The 16,692-nt window shown below is 54.4% G+C and carries 17 protein-coding genes and 2 tRNA genes; 11 read left to right on the top strand and 8 right to left on the bottom strand.

What is annotated here, in order from left to right; genetic code table 11:
• Positions 1–172: 172 nt before the first annotated feature.
• Complete coding sequence (locus FHW16_RS22080; protein WP_182551505.1) at positions 173–829, top strand: TetR/AcrR family transcriptional regulator; 657 nt, start codon at positions 173–175, stop codon at positions 827–829.
• Positions 830–842: 13 nt separating this feature from the next.
• Here FHW16_RS22080 and FHW16_RS22075 read toward each other — a convergent pair whose 3' ends face one another.
• Complete coding sequence (locus FHW16_RS22075; RefSeq protein WP_182551442.1) at positions 843–1,727, bottom strand: LysR substrate-binding domain-containing protein; 885 nt, start codon at positions 1,725–1,727, stop codon at positions 843–845.
• Positions 1,728–1,841: 114 nt separating this feature from the next.
• On the opposite strand from FHW16_RS22075, the gene FHW16_RS22070 reads away from it, so the two are divergent.
• Both FHW16_RS22070 and FHW16_RS29215 read left to right on the top strand, forming a co-directional pair.
• Complete coding sequence (locus FHW16_RS22070; protein WP_182551441.1) at positions 1,842–2,042, top strand: hypothetical protein; 201 nt, start codon at positions 1,842–1,844, stop codon at positions 2,040–2,042.
• 33 nt (positions 2,043–2,075) lie between these two features.
• Positions 2,076–2,480 carry a DUF982 domain-containing protein gene (locus FHW16_RS29215; RefSeq protein WP_182551440.1) on the top strand — a complete coding sequence of 135 codons (405 nt, stop codon included), beginning with the start codon at positions 2,076–2,078 and terminating at the stop codon, positions 2,478–2,480.
• 267 nt (positions 2,481–2,747) lie between these two features.
• Here FHW16_RS29215 and FHW16_RS22060 read toward each other — a convergent pair whose 3' ends face one another.
• Together FHW16_RS22060 and FHW16_RS22055 are read right to left on the bottom strand one after the other, a co-directional pair.
• On the bottom strand, positions 2,748–3,365 hold the full coding sequence (locus tag FHW16_RS22060; RefSeq protein WP_182551439.1) for a LysE family transporter: 618 nt from the start codon (positions 3,363–3,365) through the stop codon (positions 2,748–2,750).
• A 169-nt stretch (positions 3,366–3,534) separates the two neighbouring features.
• A tRNA-Asn gene (locus tag FHW16_RS22055) sits at positions 3,535–3,609 on the bottom strand.
• Between the two features lie 246 nt (positions 3,610–3,855).
• On the opposite strand from FHW16_RS22055, the gene FHW16_RS22050 reads away from it, so the two are divergent.
• Positions 3,856–4,104 carry a hypothetical protein gene (locus tag FHW16_RS22050; RefSeq protein WP_182551504.1) on the top strand — a complete coding sequence of 83 codons (249 nt, stop codon included), beginning with the start codon at positions 3,856–3,858 and terminating at the stop codon, positions 4,102–4,104.
• 79 nt (positions 4,105–4,183) lie between these two features.
• Here FHW16_RS22050 and FHW16_RS22045 read toward each other — a convergent pair whose 3' ends face one another.
• Positions 4,184–5,080 (bottom strand): LysR substrate-binding domain-containing protein, encoded by an 897-nt coding sequence (locus FHW16_RS22045; protein WP_182551438.1) that lies wholly within the window; start codon positions 5,078–5,080, stop codon positions 4,184–4,186.
• A 310-nt stretch (positions 5,081–5,390) separates the two neighbouring features.
• Here FHW16_RS22045 and FHW16_RS22040 point away from each other — a divergent pair, with 310 nt between their 5' ends.
• Positions 5,391–5,951 (top strand): GNAT family N-acetyltransferase, encoded by a 561-nt coding sequence (locus tag FHW16_RS22040; protein WP_281410136.1) that lies wholly within the window; start codon positions 5,391–5,393, stop codon positions 5,949–5,951.
• Positions 5,952–6,125: 174 nt separating this feature from the next.
• Positions 6,126–6,199: transfer RNA gene (locus FHW16_RS22035), tRNA-Cys, on the top strand.
• Between the two features lie 156 nt (positions 6,200–6,355).
• Here FHW16_RS22035 and FHW16_RS22030 read toward each other — a convergent pair.
• From FHW16_RS22030 to FHW16_RS22020, 3 genes are all read right to left on the bottom strand, one after another.
• Entirely contained in the window at positions 6,356–6,523 is a 168-nt protein-coding gene (locus FHW16_RS22030) for a hypothetical protein (RefSeq protein WP_182551437.1), read from the bottom strand.
• 214 nt (positions 6,524–6,737) lie between these two features.
• Complete coding sequence (locus tag FHW16_RS22025; RefSeq protein WP_182551436.1) at positions 6,738–7,175, bottom strand: tetratricopeptide repeat protein; 438 nt, start codon at positions 7,173–7,175, stop codon at positions 6,738–6,740.
• Between the two features lie 93 nt (positions 7,176–7,268).
• Positions 7,269–7,820 (bottom strand): GGDEF domain-containing protein, encoded by a 552-nt coding sequence (locus FHW16_RS22020; protein ID WP_182551435.1) that lies wholly within the window; start codon positions 7,818–7,820, stop codon positions 7,269–7,271.
• Positions 7,821–8,408: 588 nt separating this feature from the next.
• Between FHW16_RS22020 and FHW16_RS22015 the strand changes: the two genes are divergently transcribed.
• From FHW16_RS22015 to FHW16_RS22005, 3 genes are all read left to right on the top strand, one after another.
• Complete coding sequence (locus FHW16_RS22015; protein WP_182551434.1) at positions 8,409–9,083, top strand: protein-L-isoaspartate O-methyltransferase family protein; 675 nt, start codon at positions 8,409–8,411, stop codon at positions 9,081–9,083.
• Between the two features lie 147 nt (positions 9,084–9,230).
• Complete coding sequence (locus tag FHW16_RS22010; protein ID WP_182551433.1) at positions 9,231–10,625, top strand: TolC family outer membrane protein; 1,395 nt, start codon at positions 9,231–9,233, stop codon at positions 10,623–10,625.
• 221 nt (positions 10,626–10,846) lie between these two features.
• A complete protein-coding gene (locus FHW16_RS22005) occupies positions 10,847–11,674 on the top strand; it encodes a PopZ family protein (protein WP_182551432.1) in 828 nt (275 codons plus the stop codon).
• A gap of 16 nt (positions 11,675–11,690) precedes the next feature.
• On the opposite strand, the gene FHW16_RS22000 is transcribed toward FHW16_RS22005, so the two are convergent.
• Positions 11,691–12,032: a hypothetical protein gene (locus FHW16_RS22000; RefSeq protein WP_182551431.1), complete on the bottom strand. Its 342-nt coding sequence runs from the start codon at positions 12,030–12,032 to the stop codon at positions 11,691–11,693.
• Between the two features lie 168 nt (positions 12,033–12,200).
• On the opposite strand from FHW16_RS22000, the gene FHW16_RS21995 reads away from it, so the two are divergent.
• Positions 12,201–14,987, top strand: a complete 2,787-nt coding sequence (locus tag FHW16_RS21995) for a valine--tRNA ligase (RefSeq protein ID WP_182551430.1) — start codon at positions 12,201–12,203, stop codon at positions 14,985–14,987.
• 397 nt (positions 14,988–15,384) lie between these two features.
• Positions 15,385–16,638: an OmpP1/FadL family transporter gene (locus FHW16_RS21990; protein ID WP_182551429.1), complete on the top strand. Its 1,254-nt coding sequence runs from the start codon at positions 15,385–15,387 to the stop codon at positions 16,636–16,638.
• Positions 16,639–16,692: the final 54 nt, after the last annotated feature.

Genomic DNA, 16,692 nt, shown 5'->3' with positions numbered 1-16,692 from the left:
GAATAAGGCCGTTGGCGAGCATCCGGCCAACAGTCTTGGTGAATTGAGCAAACCGATGTATCTGTTGATAATTTTGAATCAAACTAGACTGTCTAGTACTGTATGTCAACGACATGCACTCGATCTGATCGGGAATCATGGTAGTGTGAATGAATTGCGGGCAATTGGTTTCATGACGAAAACAGATTCATTACATCCATCGGGGACTGCGGAGCTGAGCCGCTCAGAACGCAAGCACAGGGCGATCCTTGATGCCGCCACCGAAGTATTTCTCCAGAACGGTTACCTTGGCACCAATATGGACGATATCGCTGCACGGTCGGCGGTTTCAAAGCAGACTGTCTATAAACATTTCGAAAGCAAGGAGGCGCTGTTCGTCGAGATTGTGACCAGTATGGTCAGCGTTGCCGGGGATAGGGTGCACAATCAGATTCCCGAGTTCCGGGACAGCGATGATCTTGCCGCCTACCTTTTAAACTATGCATGCCAGCAGCTCACGGTGGTTCTGACGCCGCGGCTCATGCAGTTGCGTCGTCTTGTGATTGGGGAGGTCAGCCGCTTTCCGGAACTTGCCCAGGTGTTATACGAGCGCGGCCCGAAACGCGCCATGGCCATGCTCACGGCAACATTCACAGTTCTTGCCGAAAGAAGCTTGCTGGAGATTGAAGATCCGTCGGTTGCCGCGTCCCATTTCAACTGGTTGATTATGGCGGAACCGGTCAATCAGGTTATGCTGCTGGGCGACGGAGCTATTCCGGAACCGGAAGAGTTACGCCTTCACGCGGCGCAAGGCGTGCGAGTCTTTATGGCTGCATATGGCAGGACCTGACCAGTTTTGGTCTTTAGATTGGCTGGCCTGCCTGTTCCAGCACCCAATCCCGGAACAATCGCAGTTTCGGTTGGAGCTGTTTGCCGTCCGGATAAACGAGATAGTAATCCGATCCGGTTGAGGCGCAGACGTCAAACAATTGAATGAGCCGCCCGGAATCGATCTCATCTTTGAAAATACCCTCGGAAACGAGAGCCACTCCGCCACCCGAAAGCGCCAGGTTGGCAATAATCTGCTGCGTATCGATCCCCACACCCGGTTTGGCCATGACCAGCGGTCCCTCTACGCCGGCTTGGCGAAACCAGACCGTCCACCAATCATCATCCGGGGTAATCAGATGATAGTTAAGTAGATCGACCGGTTTTTCCGGGCGGCCGTACCGTTCGAGATAAGCCGGGCTGGCGAGGGGGGTAAAACCGCCGGAAAGCAGCCGGTGTGCCTTTAGACCCGGCCAGCTTCCTTTGCCCATACGCACACCGCAATCAATACCTTCAGCGGAGAAATCCACGAGCCGCGATGCGATATCGAAGCGTACGGAAATATCGGGAAAACGCGTTTGAAAGTCGACGATACGCGGTGTCAGCCAGTTGCTGGCGAAGGTATGGATCACCGAGACCACAAGAATTGAGTTCTGTTCCTCGCGCAGGGCACGAAAGGTCTCGCCGAGTTCAGCCAGCGCGCGACGGATCACCGGCGCAACAAGGTCACCTTTATCGGTCAGCGCCACACCGCGGGCCAGCCGATGAAACAGGGGCGCTCCGGCGAATTCCTCGAGCAACTTGACCTGATAGCTTACCGCTGACTGGGTCATATTCAGCTCTTCCGCTGCCTTGGTGAAATTCTGCAGCCGGGCAACGGCTTCGAAAACGCGGACAGCTGGTAAAGGCAGGGAAGACATTCAGTACCCATTAATTGGCTTGATGACTCATGCGTCATTTTACGTTGGTGAACCTATAAATAAAGAACTATTTCTCTCCACACAGAAATAAACTTGATGACTCAGGAGTCTGAAATGACCGAAGTTCGATATTTGGGCCTGAACCTGTCGTGGATGATTCCTGCGACAGAAAAGCAGGGTGACGGGCCCGTTGGGAGTCTGGCTGATCTGAATGGGCATCTGTTGTGCGATATCAATCTAACGCCCGGCATGCGTTCCCGCCTGGCACATCCGGACAGTGATCGGCGCTGGCTGGATTACCGCCAGTCTTTTTAACCGGTTGTATTGTCAGCGTGCAAAACAGCATAAGTGATTGAAACACTTTGGTTCAGCCGGGATATCGGGATGGACCAATGGCGTTGCGGATTCACATATTACGCGCGATTCCCCGTAAATTTTGCGATTGATGCCTTGCAGATTGGAACCAGTTTTAACGGCTTGCGTTTCAAGGCCATGAAAAACGCTCAGTTCAAACCCGTGACTGTAGAGTCGCTTCATTCGTTCAAACTGCGGAACATTGGCTCGGTGGCTGAAGCTGCCGAGTTTTTATCGAGCGACTGGCCGGGCGAGCGAGGACGAATTTACCTTCTCGCGTGGATGGCTTGCAATGAGGCCATGGAAGGTCATGCTTCGGCCGCCATGGTCCGCTCGATCTTTGTTCAGGCAACGATGGAAGCCGACATCTATGTCGAGAATACCACCTGGGTGCGTTAGACCGGTTTTCCCGCGTTTCAGTCGAAATGCGGAAAAAGAAAACAGGCCACCCACGTGGCTACGATGCACAAAATCGTAATTGCAAGAACAGACATCAAATCATCTCCAAGCGTGATGGCTAACATGGAGATCGGGAACTTTCAATTATCCCATGGTACAAAAGTTCGTGTTGGAAAAGTGAGCCGGCGACGGCACTCGTCCATCGTTGGTGGTTGTCGGGGACAATCCGCTTTTAGGGTGTCCAGCCTTCGATGCCATCTCTTCCGGTCAACGATCCGATAAGGCCAGTTTCAGGCCGAAGCCAATGAAGATTGTACCGGCAAAGGCATCGATCGCCCGCCGTGCCCTTTGATAGGCGTCCGCAACCGTGCGGTGGCTGAGGGCCGCGACAAGACCCGCATACCAGATGGTTGATATGGCGACCATGACGACCACAGCAGCAGCGCCGTGAGTCCATGGTGTGCCTGGCGCCATGGTCGCAGCGAAGAGACTGGCGACGAACAGTGCTGATTTGGGATTGGCAAGATTGGTAGCAAGTCCTAGGCGCCATGCGCCCATGGGTGTCAATTTGACCTTGCTCTGGGGAATAGCCATGTCACCCATTGGCCGGCGTACTTGCCAGAGCAGCCGCAGGCCGAGCCAGAGGAGGTATATGCCGCCGGCTATCTTCAAACCCATATAGGCGATCGGTGCGGCCATAAACAGAGAGCCGACGCCCAGCCAGCCGGCAAGACCCCAGCACAAGGTGCCTGTTATGGTGCCGGCCACCGCAGAGATGGCGATCTTGCGTGATCCGGTTAATGTGCAGCGCACCACCATGAAGAAGTTCGGTCCCGGCGTCAGCGCCGCAATGGTCCAGATTGTTGCAACCGTGAGCAGGAACATATTATCTCCGAAAGATGGTGCTGTTTTTCATCATATAGCACTTCCTGGGCACCAGCCGTAAGAGCCCGTGCAATGGACGAGGGAGCAATCGCAATACCGTCAGCGGCAAGGGGAAAGGCTCAAAAAGCAAAAGGCTCAGCAGCGTGAGCTGCTAAGCCTTTGAGGTGACTGGCTCCCCGGGCCGGATTCGAACCAGCGACCAACCGGTTAACAGCCGGTTGCTCTACCACTGAGCTACCGGGGAAGAGCTACTCAGTCATCAGCGAAGTGGCCTATAGCAAAAGGGTTTCGCTTTTGCAAAGGACCATTTCGCTTTTTTTCATATAATGTTCACAGGAAAGGATGAAATGCCCGTCCAGCATCCCTACATCGGGGGTCTGACGAACGCCAAACACGAAAGAGTTGCTGAGTGACTGAACGCCCCGAAAACGCCGGTAATCATACATCTAGCGGTGCTGAAGAGCATTCTGCCACACCAAAACGCCGGCATATGCGTATCTTTGGCCGCCATGTGCCGATACCGCAATCGGTGGCAATGCGTCGCACACTCGGCGGCGCGCTCGTTGTTGGCGGAACGCTTGGTTTTCTGCCGATTCTCGGTTTCTGGATGATTCCGCTGGGCCTTGTCGTGCTGTCGCATGATTCTGCGATTGTAAGGCGCAAGCGCCGGCAGCTTGAAGTGAAATTGGGAAGACGCTGGAAGGGGAATCGCTCTTCCGCCAGCAACAGCAAAGCCTGATTTGAATCACGCAGGCTGCTTTCTTCCGATTCGTACTTTTGATTCGATCACGGCCCGGCCCATCTGCGAGGCTCTTTTCTCATATCTGCCTGCGTATGCCGGTTTCGGTGATTGCCGCGATCAAGGCGCGCAGGCCCCGGGTCACCGTTTTGTCCTGTCGTATAATAAGCGCCAGTTCGCGGTGCAGGTTAGGGATGAGCGGGCGTACGGTGAAGGACCGTCTTTGCTCCGGCTCCCGTACCGACATCGCCGGCAGAATGGCCCAGCCTAGTCCGGCCCGTACCAGTTCCTTGATTGCCTCCACGCTGCCCAGTGACATGACCGGCTGCATGGCGACGCCGCTTTGCTCAAACCACCGGTCGATGATCCGGCGCGTATTGCCTGAAGGTTCGAACAGAATCAGCGGGTTTTTGGCCAGTTCCGCAGCAGTAACTTGCGGCGGCATCACGACGCCAGCCGGTGCAACGGCAACAAATTCATCCTGCAGGATTGATTTGATATCCAGCATCCTGCCCGATGCGGGCATGGTCACGAGTGCAATATCGAGGACATTGTCTTCCACCGCCTTGACCATATCTGCCGTGTTACCCGTGCTGACGGTGATATCCAGCGAAGGAAAGCCCTGACGCAGGCTGCGCAGGAGTGGCGGAAGCAGATAGATGCAGGCCGTCGCTCCGGTGCCCAGCCGCACGCGCCCGATCGTTTCGGTCGTATATCTGGCCATGGCGTCGAGAGCACCGGAAACTTCCCGGTTGATACGTCCGGCATGGGCCAGAAGTTCAGTGCCTGCGGCAGTCGGCGTGGCTTTGCGGCCGATTCGTTCGATCAGGTGAACGCCAAGCCGTTTTTCCAGTTGGCGAACCTGCAGACTCACGGCCGGCTGGCTGATGTTCAACCGGTCAGCGGCAGCCGAAAAGCTGCCGAGTTCGATAACCTCAACGAAGGTTGCAAGCTGATCAAGGTTCAGGGACGACACAAAGGTTTCCTTATAATTCGTATAGGCTTCCAAAGCTTTTTTTATATCGCGAATGGGATCAGAGTACCACTGGCTTCCTTGCCGATTGGCGGCAAATAGCATGCGCAGGAGACGGTAGGTGACTGCTAGAACATGTAGGATCCGCACATTGTTGCAGCAGGTGGATTGGTATCTGACAGCCGCACCGCAATCGCGAATCCATCAGCTTGAGACGTTGCGCGGGCTAGATTCAGATTTACTGGATGATATCGGCCTGACGCCCGCCGATATTCTGCGTGGAAAACCAAAGGATAAACTCTTGGATAATCAACTGTTTGAATCAGAGGCTTCGCATTCTGATTCCACTGCCGTGCACATACGCGATGCAGAAGATCGCGATATGATATCGGTTCAGGCCATTTATGCCTATCACGTGCTTAATGGCATCGCGTCCTTCGAAACTGATGTGCCGTCACTGGATGAAATGCTGGCGCGCAGGGCAAGTGTTCTCGCCGCTGGTTTGCCCTATCTGGTGGCTGTCATGAACGGGCGCATCATGGGTTACAGCTATGCGACCGTCTACCGGCCTCGTCCTGCCTATCGCTTTACAGTGGAAGATTCGGTCTATGTGGCCAATGGATTGTCAGGTCGGGGGATTGGGTCGTCATTGCTGCTGCAACTTGTTCAGCGCTGCGAGGCAGGCAACTGGCGGCAGATGGTCGCCATCATCGGCAACAGCGGCAATATGGGATCTTTGAAGTTACATGAGCGGGTCGGCTTTGAGACTGTCGGAACATTGCGTTCCGTCGGTTTCAAATTCGGCCAATGGGTCGACACGGTATTGATGCAGAAGTCACTGGGGCGAGGTGATCTGGCTTCGCCGGATTGGTGAGAGGCTCCATGATCGGAAGCATAATTGATGGCGGAAAATGCCACCATAGCCACCGCTCGATTCTGTTTGCTGTGGCGAAAGGATTTTGTCGGGAATGACTTGACGGCGTTGGTCTGGTCTCCTAGAGAACGGCACCGGAGATTCAAAGCCCTATGCGTTGTCTCCTGTGAATGAGGCCTCGTGGCGGAGTGGTTACGCAGAGGACTGCAAATCCTTGCACCCCGGTTCGATTCCGGGCGAGGCCTCCAAATCTCCCACTCCACATACTTTAGCGGCTGCGCATCGGGATAAACATTCAGCGTATCTTCACGCGTCGGATCCCCGTTAAACACAGCCGAACCGCAGGCAAAATAAAACCCGCACAGTCCACGATGCAGACTATGCGGGTTTGTATGCTTGCTGGATTATTGCGGGAAGGCGCCAGGAACAGCTTCGGTCGTCGCACCGGATGTGACGCTGACAATCGGCTGAGCGTCGCTGGCGGATTTATTCTTGGCCAAAGCTTCGCGCAGCAACTGCCATTCACGCTCATGGCGCTGGTAGACTTCCTGTGGAACGGTCTTGATCGTCATTCTGTGACTCCGAATTGAACTGCCGGACGTGATAACGATCAAAATAGGCAAGAGTTCCGCAGTTCAAATCAACAATTGCGACGGTCTATTACAAAAATGACGGCGGCGATGGAGATTTTAATTTCAATTTAAAACAACTGGCCGGTGTCGGTAATATAGGGATGCAAAAATGTGCAGTAAAATCGATTAAAATATTGGTATTGCTGGATTTATCTCAACTCTTACCGTCATCCGAGAGCGCCGAGTGTATTTTAACCTCGTCGGAATCTTTGAACGCTGCGAATATATCGTTACCGATCAGGCTGTGGATTTCGCGCAAGTAAGCTGTCGCGTTGTTGTTTTGCCCAAGGGCGAGGTACGAGCGGGCAATGGAGAGTGATGCCAGTGGTTGTTTATGGCTAAGACACCAGTCGCGGGCTATCTGCGACATGGCGATGCTTTCTTCGTAGCGTTTCGCGTCAAAGAGGGCGGCGCCAAAACCGCTCTTGATCCAGAAATTGATATCTGCGCCCGGCAAATGCTCGTCGGCTATGCGCGAGGCCTTTTCCCAATGCTTGACCGCCAGTGTATGGTCGCCAATGGCGCCCAGGCGAATGCCCTCATTCGCCTGTTCAAAAGCCTGCCGTTCTATCAGATTCATGGTGTCGGTCATTTGTACCGTTGTCGTACGAGTGGCGGCGGCACGAGGGATAAAGGGCCGAATCCAATCCGCATGCCATTTCGATCGGACGAATGAGCTTGCGGCCTAGCTGGAGCGGCGTTCCGAGTAACGGCGATACACGCCTCTACCGGCATTCTTTGCAATATAGAGCGCAGCATCACCACACCAGAGCAGGCTTTCCGGGGTCTGGCCATCGCGTGGCGCGAGCGCGGCGCCAATGGTCGCCGTTATTCTGATCGGTGCGTCGCCGCCCAGATCGTAGGGCTGCGAGATTGACCCGATAATCCTGTCGGCAACACGGGCGGTCTCTTCAGCTGTCACCTGGACGAGCACGATTGCGAACTCGTCGCCACCCAGACGATAGACGACATCGTTCTTGCGCAGACAAGACTGGAGCCGGTCTGCGACCGATCGCAGAAGGTTATCGCCGTCGCTGCGGCCGTGCTGTTCGTTGATGGTCTTAAAGCTATCAATATCGATACATAGGATGGCGAATTCGATGCGATCAACGAAGTCACTTTCGCCGTAAGATGCGCACAGACTGTCCAGATGTTCTTCAAGCGCATCCCTATCGGCCAGTCCAGTGAGTTCGTCGTGACTGACGGGGAAGTCGCCTAGTCCTTTGAAATCAATCATTTACGCCTAATTCCTATCGCAGCTTACCGATTCCTTGTGCCTGCATGTGACAATGGCAGGTGCTTGTTGTCAGTTCAATCACAGAATTGAGTGCATGCGTGAGCGGAAAACAATGGCAAGGTAAACAAAAGTAGCTTCAGTTGGTTTTACTTTACCACGGATTTTCAATCAGTTCGACGCCTGTTTTTGTTATACTTCCGGATGTAAGGCTATCCGTAAGTCGAGCAACTACCCGCCCCAAGCGTGGGTGCAGAGTATGACATGGAGCGGTCCAATGGTCCGAATCTCAATCCGGCAGCCGGCTTAGGTGGTCAAAGATTCGTTTGCGCGACGATCGGTCGGGCATTCCGCCCCCTGAAAAACGTGTCGAGAGTTGCACAAAGATTACGCCTCGCGAGAAAGAGCGGGTATTCGAGCACAAATGGCCCGCCTGTTGCCTCTCAACGGCAGACATTGATTGACGATGGCTTAATTTTTTGCCACATCCTGTCCTAAATATTGCTTCTGCCGTAATCAACCGGCGGAGGCCCGTTACGCGCTTGCAAGCGCTCTGCGTTGCAAGTGCCTTGCCAGGAAAGCTTGTGGACCATGACGCTGAACTTTGAAGATCTTCGCATCAAGATGGTCGACAATCAGTTGCGTACAACTGATGTGACCAACAAACCTTTGCTTCAGGCGTTCCTTGATATTCCTCGTGAAAAGTTTGTACCGGCCGCCCGCGTGCCGCTTGCCTATATCGATGATGATGTTCTGGTGTCCGCTGCCACAGCAGGATCGGGCGCACGGTATCTGATGCAGCCTTCGCCGTTTGCCAAGCTTGTGCAATTGGCCAATGTCCAGCCTGATGATGTCGTGCTCGATATTGGATGTGCAACGGGTTATTCGGCTGGCGTGCTTTCGCGAATCGCCGGATCAGTCATTGCACTGGAAAGCGATCAAAGCCTTGCAGATCAGGCGACAACCACACTAGCGGAGCTGGGCTACGACAATGTGGTCGTGGTCAGTACTCCGCTGCAAAATGGCTACGCTTCGGAAGCGCCTTACGATGTCATTCTGTTTGAGGGTGGCATTGATCACGTTCCTGGTCCATTATTCGACCAGTTGAAGGATGGGGGACGCCTTGTTGCCGTAGAAGGCGCAGGGAATTCCGGACGGGCCATGATCTATGTCAAGAATGACGGGGTTGTATCTGGTCGTCCTGCTTTCAACTCTGCCGTGAAGCCACTTCCCGGTTTTGAGAGGGTAGCTGAGTTTGAGTTTTGATTGTCGCGCATGAGACAAAAGTGCAACGGTTGACCAGTTTGTTCGCATATCGAGAAATGTGTCTGTGGTCATCTTGTAAATTGAAAGCTAATGAACGACATGTGGTCGAACCAATCGGTTCGGTCTGGGGTTTCCAAGTTTTACAGAATGAAGGGGTTTATGGTGTTCATAGCGGGTAAGCGAGTACTCACCGCGGCGCTGCTGTCGGCGACGGTCTTGACCTCTACGCCTTCACTGGCAGAAACGATCCTTGGCGCTATGGCCAAGGCGTATGGCAACAATTCCACGCTCAATGCTGATCGCGCCGGTGTGCGTGTTACGGATGAGGGTGTTGCGGTAGCAAAGTCGGGTTATCGCCCGACAATTTCGGCGACAGCGGATCTGACCGCGACGGCCCGCCGGAATGATGGCAGCAGTACTGCAAATGCTACAACGGGTACCTTTGGCATTTCGATCAATCAGACATTGTTTGACGGATTTCAAACCAAAAACAATGTAGCCTCGGCCAAGACACAGGTTCTTGCAGCGCGCGAAAATCTGCGGAACAACACGCAGAACCTGCTTTTCAGTGCGGCTCAGGCATATATGGACGTGTATCTGGCGCGCCAGATCGTTGTTCTGCGCCAAAAGAACCTTGAATTCCTCGACGAGCAGCTTCGTGCTGCCAAGGCTCGATTCGATGTGGGTGAAGGCACCCGTACCGACGTTGCGCAGGCTGACGCGGAGAAAGCCTCGGCTATTGCAACGTTGAACGTCGCTCGTTCGGATGCCAAGACGGCAGAAGCAACCTATATCCAGATCGTTGGTGCTTCACCAACGGGCCTCAAGTCGGCGAGCATTGCGTCAAAGAATTTGCCCAGATCCATGGATTCGGCTTTTTCCGTTGCAGCGAATGATCATCCGGCGATTTTGGCAACTCAATATGCCCTCGATGCCGCTGGCTATAACGTAAAATCCAATGAAGGTGCTCTGCTGCCGCAGGTTGGTTTGAGCGGGAGCGTCAATCGCAATGAATTCTTTTCAGGCGCCACGTCATCCACGACAACGGACAATACCACTGCATCCGCAGGCATCACGCTAACCATTCCGATCTACAGCGGTGGCCGTACGCCAGCGCTTGTGCGTCAGGCCAAGGAAACTGCAGCCCAGCGCCGGATCGAAGTCGACGTAACGCGGGACAGCGTGCGTCAGGCGATTGCCAAAGCCTGGTCGGAGTTGGAGGCAGCCAAGGCGTCCATCGTTGCGCAGAAAACCGTGATCTCGGCTGCACAGCTCGCGTTGAACGGCGTGATCGAGGAACGCAAAGTCGGGCAGCGCACAACGTTCGACGTGTTGCAGCAGCAGGCGCAGGTTCTGACGGGCCAGATTGCCTTGGCGCAGGCAGAGCGCGACAGCGTTGTGACGAGTTATGCTGTTCTCTTGGCCGTTGGACGGCTTTCGCCGGAGCGCGTTGGCTTGAAGGTGGCAGAATACAAGCCTGAAGAGCATTATGAAGCCGTCAAGGACAAGTGGTTCGGATTGCGTACCCCGGACGGTCGCTAGGCATTTAAGCCTGCTCGTTTGTGAATATCGGGATGCCGCCGGTTAAACAACCCGGCGGCATTTCTGTTTCCAGATCAGATGGCGGAATTCCCACACTCAGAAAAGTCTGTGGGTTAGAGCGTATTGCCCGCCCGAGGGATTCTCAAAGACCATGTAAGTCTCTACACTGAATACAGATTCGTTGCTCGGCAGCGAAACAAGATGTAGTAGGCGAGAGTATCATGGCACAATCATCCAGCGTGGCGCGTGAACCTTCCATGGAAGAGATTCTCGCCTCGATCCGGCGCATCATTGAAGAGAGTGATACGACGCGGGATGATGTTGTGCCGACACCAGTCAATTCGGATGTTCCGGCGCAGACCGCAGCAGCCCAGGCGCAGCCACACTCTTATGATGTGGTCGACGATGAGGCGGAATTACCGCCGCGTGAGGGTATTGCTGTTTCGCATCCGGTTCCGCAATCCTACGAGGCTCCGCTGGGGCGGCCATTCTCGCCGCTTCAGTCAAAACTGGTCGAACGCGAACCAGCTGCAGTGCCGCCGGTCGCAGAGCCAGAGGTTCTGGAGGCTCCCGCTGCACCCGGCCCGGTCATTCATGAGCCCGTGGACTATCACGTACAGGACTTTCAGACCTTTGAAGCGCCGGAAGCCGTTATCGACCCACCTGTGACCATGCCCGAGCCACAGCCTGAAGCGGAGGTTGAGCCGGAACAGCTCAAGACGGAAGAACAGCAAGATCTTGCATCACAGTTGGAGCAGCCAGCGCCTGCTGATGAAGCGTCCGAGTCTTCCATCGGGGAAGAGGTGTCTCTGGATCTGGAGCGCGCGCTGGAGCCAATCCTCTCGGAGGCAACCGAGCGTCAGGTCAGTGCTGCCTTTGGTGATCTTTCTTTCGCCGTACAGAATGAACAACGGCGCTCTTTTGACGAGATCGCGCAGGAAATCATGCGGCCACTGTTGCAGGACTGGCTCGACAACAATTTGCCAAATCTGGTCGAACGGCTCGTGCGTGAGGAAATCGAGCGCGTGGCGCGCGGCGCCAAGCGCTGATATCAGGCTGCGAAACTTATCGTCCCTGAATGATTTTGAGCGCGTTCGGGGTCATGACGCCGTTCGTCACTGAATTGATATCTTCACGAGTAAGCTTTCCGCTTGCAACACCCTGTATGATGCGCTTGCAAATGACGGTAGGCATGACAGCGACACTGGTTCCGGCTAGGACGGCCATGTTCTGGCGCATTTTTGCTGACTGATTACCGAACATGATCGTACAGTTGCCCACCTCGATCTTTTGTTTCTCCGGTTTCGCCAACTGCCCCTGTACTTCCTTGTATCTTCCCTCGGATACACCGCATCCAGCCAAAATTGTTGCAGCAGCGCCCGCTGCAATAAGCCTATGGAATTTCATGCCATTCCCCCAAAATAGTCAGCAATGCGCGACACTTATTCGATAGTTCCTCCATCTTTTAAGTCAAGATCACACCGTTGACGTTCGCCAAGTCATCATTGACTTATGCCGAGCCATTCGGTTTACACCGTAGCTAATCCTTTTCCGCAAAAATGACGGACTATTCGCATGCTTGAGAAGACCTATGACGCCGCGGCCATAGAGCCGAAGATCGCAGAACGCTGGGACGAAGCCGGTGCATTCAAGGCTGGAGCCGGATCAAAGCCCGGCGCTGATCCTTTTGCTATCGTCATTCCTCCGCCCAATGTGACCGGCTCGCTGCACATGGGCCATGCGCTGAACAATACGATCCAGGACATTCTTGTGCGCTTCGAGCGCATGCGCGGCAAGAACGTGCTGTGGCAGCCAGGTATGGACCATGCGGGCATTGCAACGCAGATGGTGGTGGAGCGCCAGCTGATGGAGCGCCAGCAGCCGGGACGCCGCGCCATGGGACGCGAGAAGTTCGTCGAGCGCGTCTGGGAATGGAAATCCGAGTCTGGCGGCATCATCGCGGGGCAGCTCAAGCGCCTCGGCGCATCCTGTGATTGGTCACGCGAACGCTTCACGATGGACGAGGGGCTCTCCAGGGCGGTTCTTGAGGTTTTTGTGACCCTCTACAAGGAGGGGCTGATCTACAAGGACAAGCGCCTCGTTAATTGGGATCCAAAGCTGCTGACAACGATTTCCGACATCGAAGTCGAGCAGCGTGAAGTCAAAGGTCATCTCTGGCATTTTCGATATCCACTCGAAAACATCGCTTTTGATCCGGAGAATCCGCACACTTATATCGTTGTTGCCACAACGCGCCCCGAAACCATGCTTGGCGATACGGGTGTTGCCGTCAATCCCAAAGACGAGCGCTATCATGCTGTTCTCGACAGCAATGTTGTTCTGCCTCTTGTTGGCCGGTTGATTCCTATTGTTGCAGATAATTACGCCGATCCCGAAGCCGGATCGGGTGCAGTAAAAATTACACCCGCGCATGATTTCAATGATGCGGAAGTTGGCAAACGCAACAATCTGCGCCAGATCAATATTCTGAATACGGATGCCTCGATCTATCTCAAGGAAAACAATGAGTTCTTCGAAGGTTTGGAGAAATCGAGTCATCTTGATCAACTGGTGCACGCGCTGGATGGCAAGGACCGTTTTGCCGCCCGTAAGCTGATCGTCGGCATGATGGAAGAAGGCGGTTATCTCGAAAAAATCGACGATCACACGCATATGGTTCCGCACGGGGATCGCGGAGGCGTACCGATTGAGCCTTATCTCACCGATCAGTGGTACGTAAATGCAGGTGAACTCGCAAAGCCGGCGATTGCCAGCGTCCGTGAGGGCCGTACAAACATCGTTCCGAAAAATTGGGAAAAGACCTATTTCGAATGGATGGAGAATATCCAGCCCTGGACGATTTCGCGCCAGCTTTGGTGGGGACATCAGATTCCGGCGTGGTATGGTCCCGATGGTCAGGTTTTCGTCGAGAAGACCGAAGAGGAGGCACTCAGCGCTGCGGTTCAGCATTATCTGGCGCATGAGGGGCCGATGAAAGCTCATGTTCAGGGTCTGCTGGAGAATCTGAAACCTGGCGAAATCCTCACACGCGACGAGGATGTGCTCGATACGTGGTTCTCGTCAGCGCTATGGCCATTCTCGACGCTAGGCTGGCCGGACAAGACACCGGAGCTCGCCACTTATTATCAGACCGACGTGCTGGTCACCGGTTTTGACATTATCTTCTTCTGGGTCGCCCGGATGATGATGATGGGGCTGCACTTCATGAATGAAGAGCCGTTCCATACCGTTTATCTGCATGCGCTCGTTCGTGACAAGAATGGCGCCAAGATGTCAAAATCATTGGGCAACGTCATCGATCCGATCGAATTGATTGACGAGTATGGCGCAGATGCCCTGCGCTTCACGCTCGCCATCATGGCGGCGCAGGGACGTGATGTTAAGCTCGATCCAGCACGCATTGCCGGGTACCGGAATTTTGGTACGAAGCTATGGAATTCTACCCGCTTTGCCGAGATGAACGGTGTTGCGCACAACGCATCGTTCCGTCCGGAAAACACCAAGCTGGCTGTTAACCGCTGGATTTTGACAGAACTCACCAATGCAGTGCGGGACGTTACCGACGGCATTACGAACTATCGCTTCAATGAAGCTGCCGGCGCTGCCTATCGTTTCGTCTGGAACCAGTTCTGCGATTGGTACATTGAATTGCTGAAGCCGGTGTTCAATGGCGACGATGCGGACGCCAAGGCGGAAGCCCAGGCCTGCGCTGCCTATGTTCTGGATGAAATCTACAAGCTGCTGCATCCATTCATGCCGTTCATGACCGAAGAGCTTTGGGCCCACACGGCCGGCGAGGGGCAGGTGCGTGAAACTTTGCTTTGCCATGCAGGCTGGCCCGCGCCGGATTTCCTGGATGGGGAAGCCGCTGCAGATATCAATTGGCTGATTGATCTGGTGACCGGAATCCGTTCCGTCCGCGCGGAAATGAATGTTCCGGCCTCCGCGACCGCACCACTCGTCGTTGTCGGCGCAAGCGAGGCGACCAAGGAGCGGCTGGTACGCCATGAAGCCTCAATCAAATGGCGTGCCCGTGTTGAAACGATTGATCTGGCTGACGAAGCGCCCAAGGGTTCGGCGCAGTTTGTTATTGGCGAAGCAACTGCCTGCCTGCCGCTGGGCAGCCTGATCGACGTGAAAGCTGAGGTGGCTCGTCTTGGCAAGGAAGCCGGGAAGATCAACGAGGACATTGGCAAGATTGAAAAGAAACTCGGCAATGAGAAGTTCGTTGCCAATGCCAAACCTGAGATTGTCGAGGCGGAACGCGAACGCCTTGTCGAACTCCAGGCATCGATCGAAAAGATCGAAATCGCCATTCGCCGCGTGAGCGAGGCCGGGTGATCAAACTAATCATTTTGGGCTAATTGATTCTCAATTTGATTGATTTAATGTGTGCTCCCCTTGAATGAATGGGGAGCGCACCCTACTTTCGACAGTTATCCGCCTCAATTCGGTCATTTTTAGACGCCGTTGCATTTGAGCAACATTGACGCTTTTTGGCTGAAAATAGGCCGTTTCTGGCCTCATCGAGTGCTCGTGCACTGTAAAAATCAGAAAAGTTTGAGGGAAAAAACGCGAAAGTTCCCCATTTTGGAATTTCGTGCCTCGAAGCTCCGGAAAATGCCCGCTGCAAACAAGTTGCACGATTCTCGCGCTTTGTTACCTATTACGTATTGGTAACAATTTTGCTGAACTGTGATCGCGTGTTCAGGGGTTTCCAGGTCTCGGGGAGGACTTAATGACTAAGACTATTTCCACAATCATCGGCGGCGCGCTGCTTTTGACGGGTGTTGCGACTGCAGCTCAGGCGGGTGGCCTTGAGCGCGGCGGCTACAACTGGGATCTTCTCTTCAGTGAAGAGCGCTTTGCGACCGAAGGTGGCGTGATCTACGTTATGCCCGATCGCAAGATCAAGAATGCCAAGGATACCGATCCACGCGACGGCAACAACAACAACAAGAAGTCGACAGCAAGCGAAACGCCGGACTATTCCGTTTACAAGTTTGGCGCCAAAGTCGGCATCACCCCTGATCTCGATTGCCTTGGCACCTACAGCCAGCCATGGGGCGTTCATACCAAGCCCGGCAACAATTGGGCCGGCGTCAACCAGAACATCGAAACCAAGGTCAAGAGTGAAGATTGGGGCCTGACCTGCTCCTACAAGTTCAATGTTGGCGAAAAGGGTGATTTCCGGATCATCGGCGGCGTTTCCTATCAGGAAGTGTCCGGTTTCAAAGAACGTCAGGTTCATCCTGGTTTCCCCGGCCGTTTCGATGGTACAGGTCGTCTTGATCTTGAGGGCAATGGTGTTGGCTGGCGCATCGGTGCTGCCTACGAAATTCCTGAAATCGCGCTGCGCGCTAGCCTGATCTATAACTCCGAAGTTGATCTGGGCACCGTAACAGGAACACTCGATCTTACGCAGTCGCCTTTGGCTCCCGGCATCGGTGGCAGAATTACCGACGTCTATGGCACAGCGACGATGCCGCAGTCGGTTGAATTCAAGCTGCAAAGCGGTTTTGCTCCCGGCTGGCTGGCTTATGGCTCCGTCAAGTGGGTCGATTGGAGCGTTCTCAACGTGATCGCGTTCTGCCCCACGGCTACACAGGGCAAGATTGCTTGCGGCCCGGCTTCTCCAGCACGCGCCACTTCGCTTGATCTGATGTTCCAGGACGGCTGGACGGTAACAGGCGGCGTTGGTCACAAGTTCAATGATCAGTGGAGCGGTCAGCTGCAGGTTAGCTGGGATCGTGGCACGTCGACCGGCCTGACAACCCAGACAGATACATACCTGCTGTCCGGTGGTGTTGCATATTCGCCCAACAAGAATGTTGAAATTCGTCTTGGTGGTGCAATCGGCATGCTGACATCGGGTTCTTACGGACCGACGGCCTGCCCGAATGCAGCGAAGAAATGCGGAACGGATGCCACCTATGACTTCGGCGACGATCTCGTCACTGCCGTCTCTCTTTCAGGCAAGTTGAAGTTCTGATCCATACAACTTTGAACAGAAAAGCCCGGTATTCGTACCGGGCTTTTTAGTATT

This window comes from Phyllobacterium myrsinacearum (genome assembly GCF_014138285.1).
GTDB lineage: Bacteria > Pseudomonadota > Alphaproteobacteria > Rhizobiales > Rhizobiaceae > Phyllobacterium > Phyllobacterium myrsinacearum_A.
This window is presented reverse-complemented; position numbering and strand designations above follow the sequence as displayed.

Coding starts and splice junctions, on each gene's coding strand:
- FHW16_RS22080 (WP_182551505.1), top strand. CDS start 173: ATGACGAAAACAGATTCATTACATCCATCGGGGACTGCGGAGCTGAGC.
- FHW16_RS22075 (WP_182551442.1), bottom strand. CDS start 1,727: ATGTCTTCCCTGCCTTTACCAGCTGTCCGCGTTTTCGAAGCCGTTGCC.
- FHW16_RS22070 (WP_182551441.1), top strand. CDS start 1,842: ATGACCGAAGTTCGATATTTGGGCCTGAACCTGTCGTGGATGATTCCT.
- FHW16_RS22060 (WP_182551439.1), bottom strand. CDS start 3,365: ATGTTCCTGCTCACGGTTGCAACAATCTGGACCATTGCGGCGCTGACG.
- FHW16_RS22050 (WP_182551504.1), top strand. CDS start 3,856: ATGCGTATCTTTGGCCGCCATGTGCCGATACCGCAATCGGTGGCAATG.
- FHW16_RS22030 (WP_182551437.1), bottom strand. CDS start 6,523: ATGACGATCAAGACCGTTCCACAGGAAGTCTACCAGCGCCATGAGCGT.
- FHW16_RS22025 (WP_182551436.1), bottom strand. CDS start 7,175: ATGACCGACACCATGAATCTGATAGAACGGCAGGCTTTTGAACAGGCG.
- FHW16_RS22020 (WP_182551435.1), bottom strand. CDS start 7,820: ATGATTGATTTCAAAGGACTAGGCGACTTCCCCGTCAGTCACGACGAA.
- FHW16_RS22015 (WP_182551434.1), top strand. CDS start 8,409: ATGACGCTGAACTTTGAAGATCTTCGCATCAAGATGGTCGACAATCAG.
- FHW16_RS22010 (WP_182551433.1), top strand. CDS start 9,231: ATGAAGGGGTTTATGGTGTTCATAGCGGGTAAGCGAGTACTCACCGCG.
- FHW16_RS22005 (WP_182551432.1), top strand. CDS start 10,847: ATGGCACAATCATCCAGCGTGGCGCGTGAACCTTCCATGGAAGAGATT.
- FHW16_RS22000 (WP_182551431.1), bottom strand. CDS start 12,032: ATGAAATTCCATAGGCTTATTGCAGCGGGCGCTGCTGCAACAATTTTG.
- FHW16_RS21995 (WP_182551430.1), top strand. CDS start 12,201: ATGCTTGAGAAGACCTATGACGCCGCGGCCATAGAGCCGAAGATCGCA.
- FHW16_RS21990 (WP_182551429.1), top strand. CDS start 15,385: ATGACTAAGACTATTTCCACAATCATCGGCGGCGCGCTGCTTTTGACG.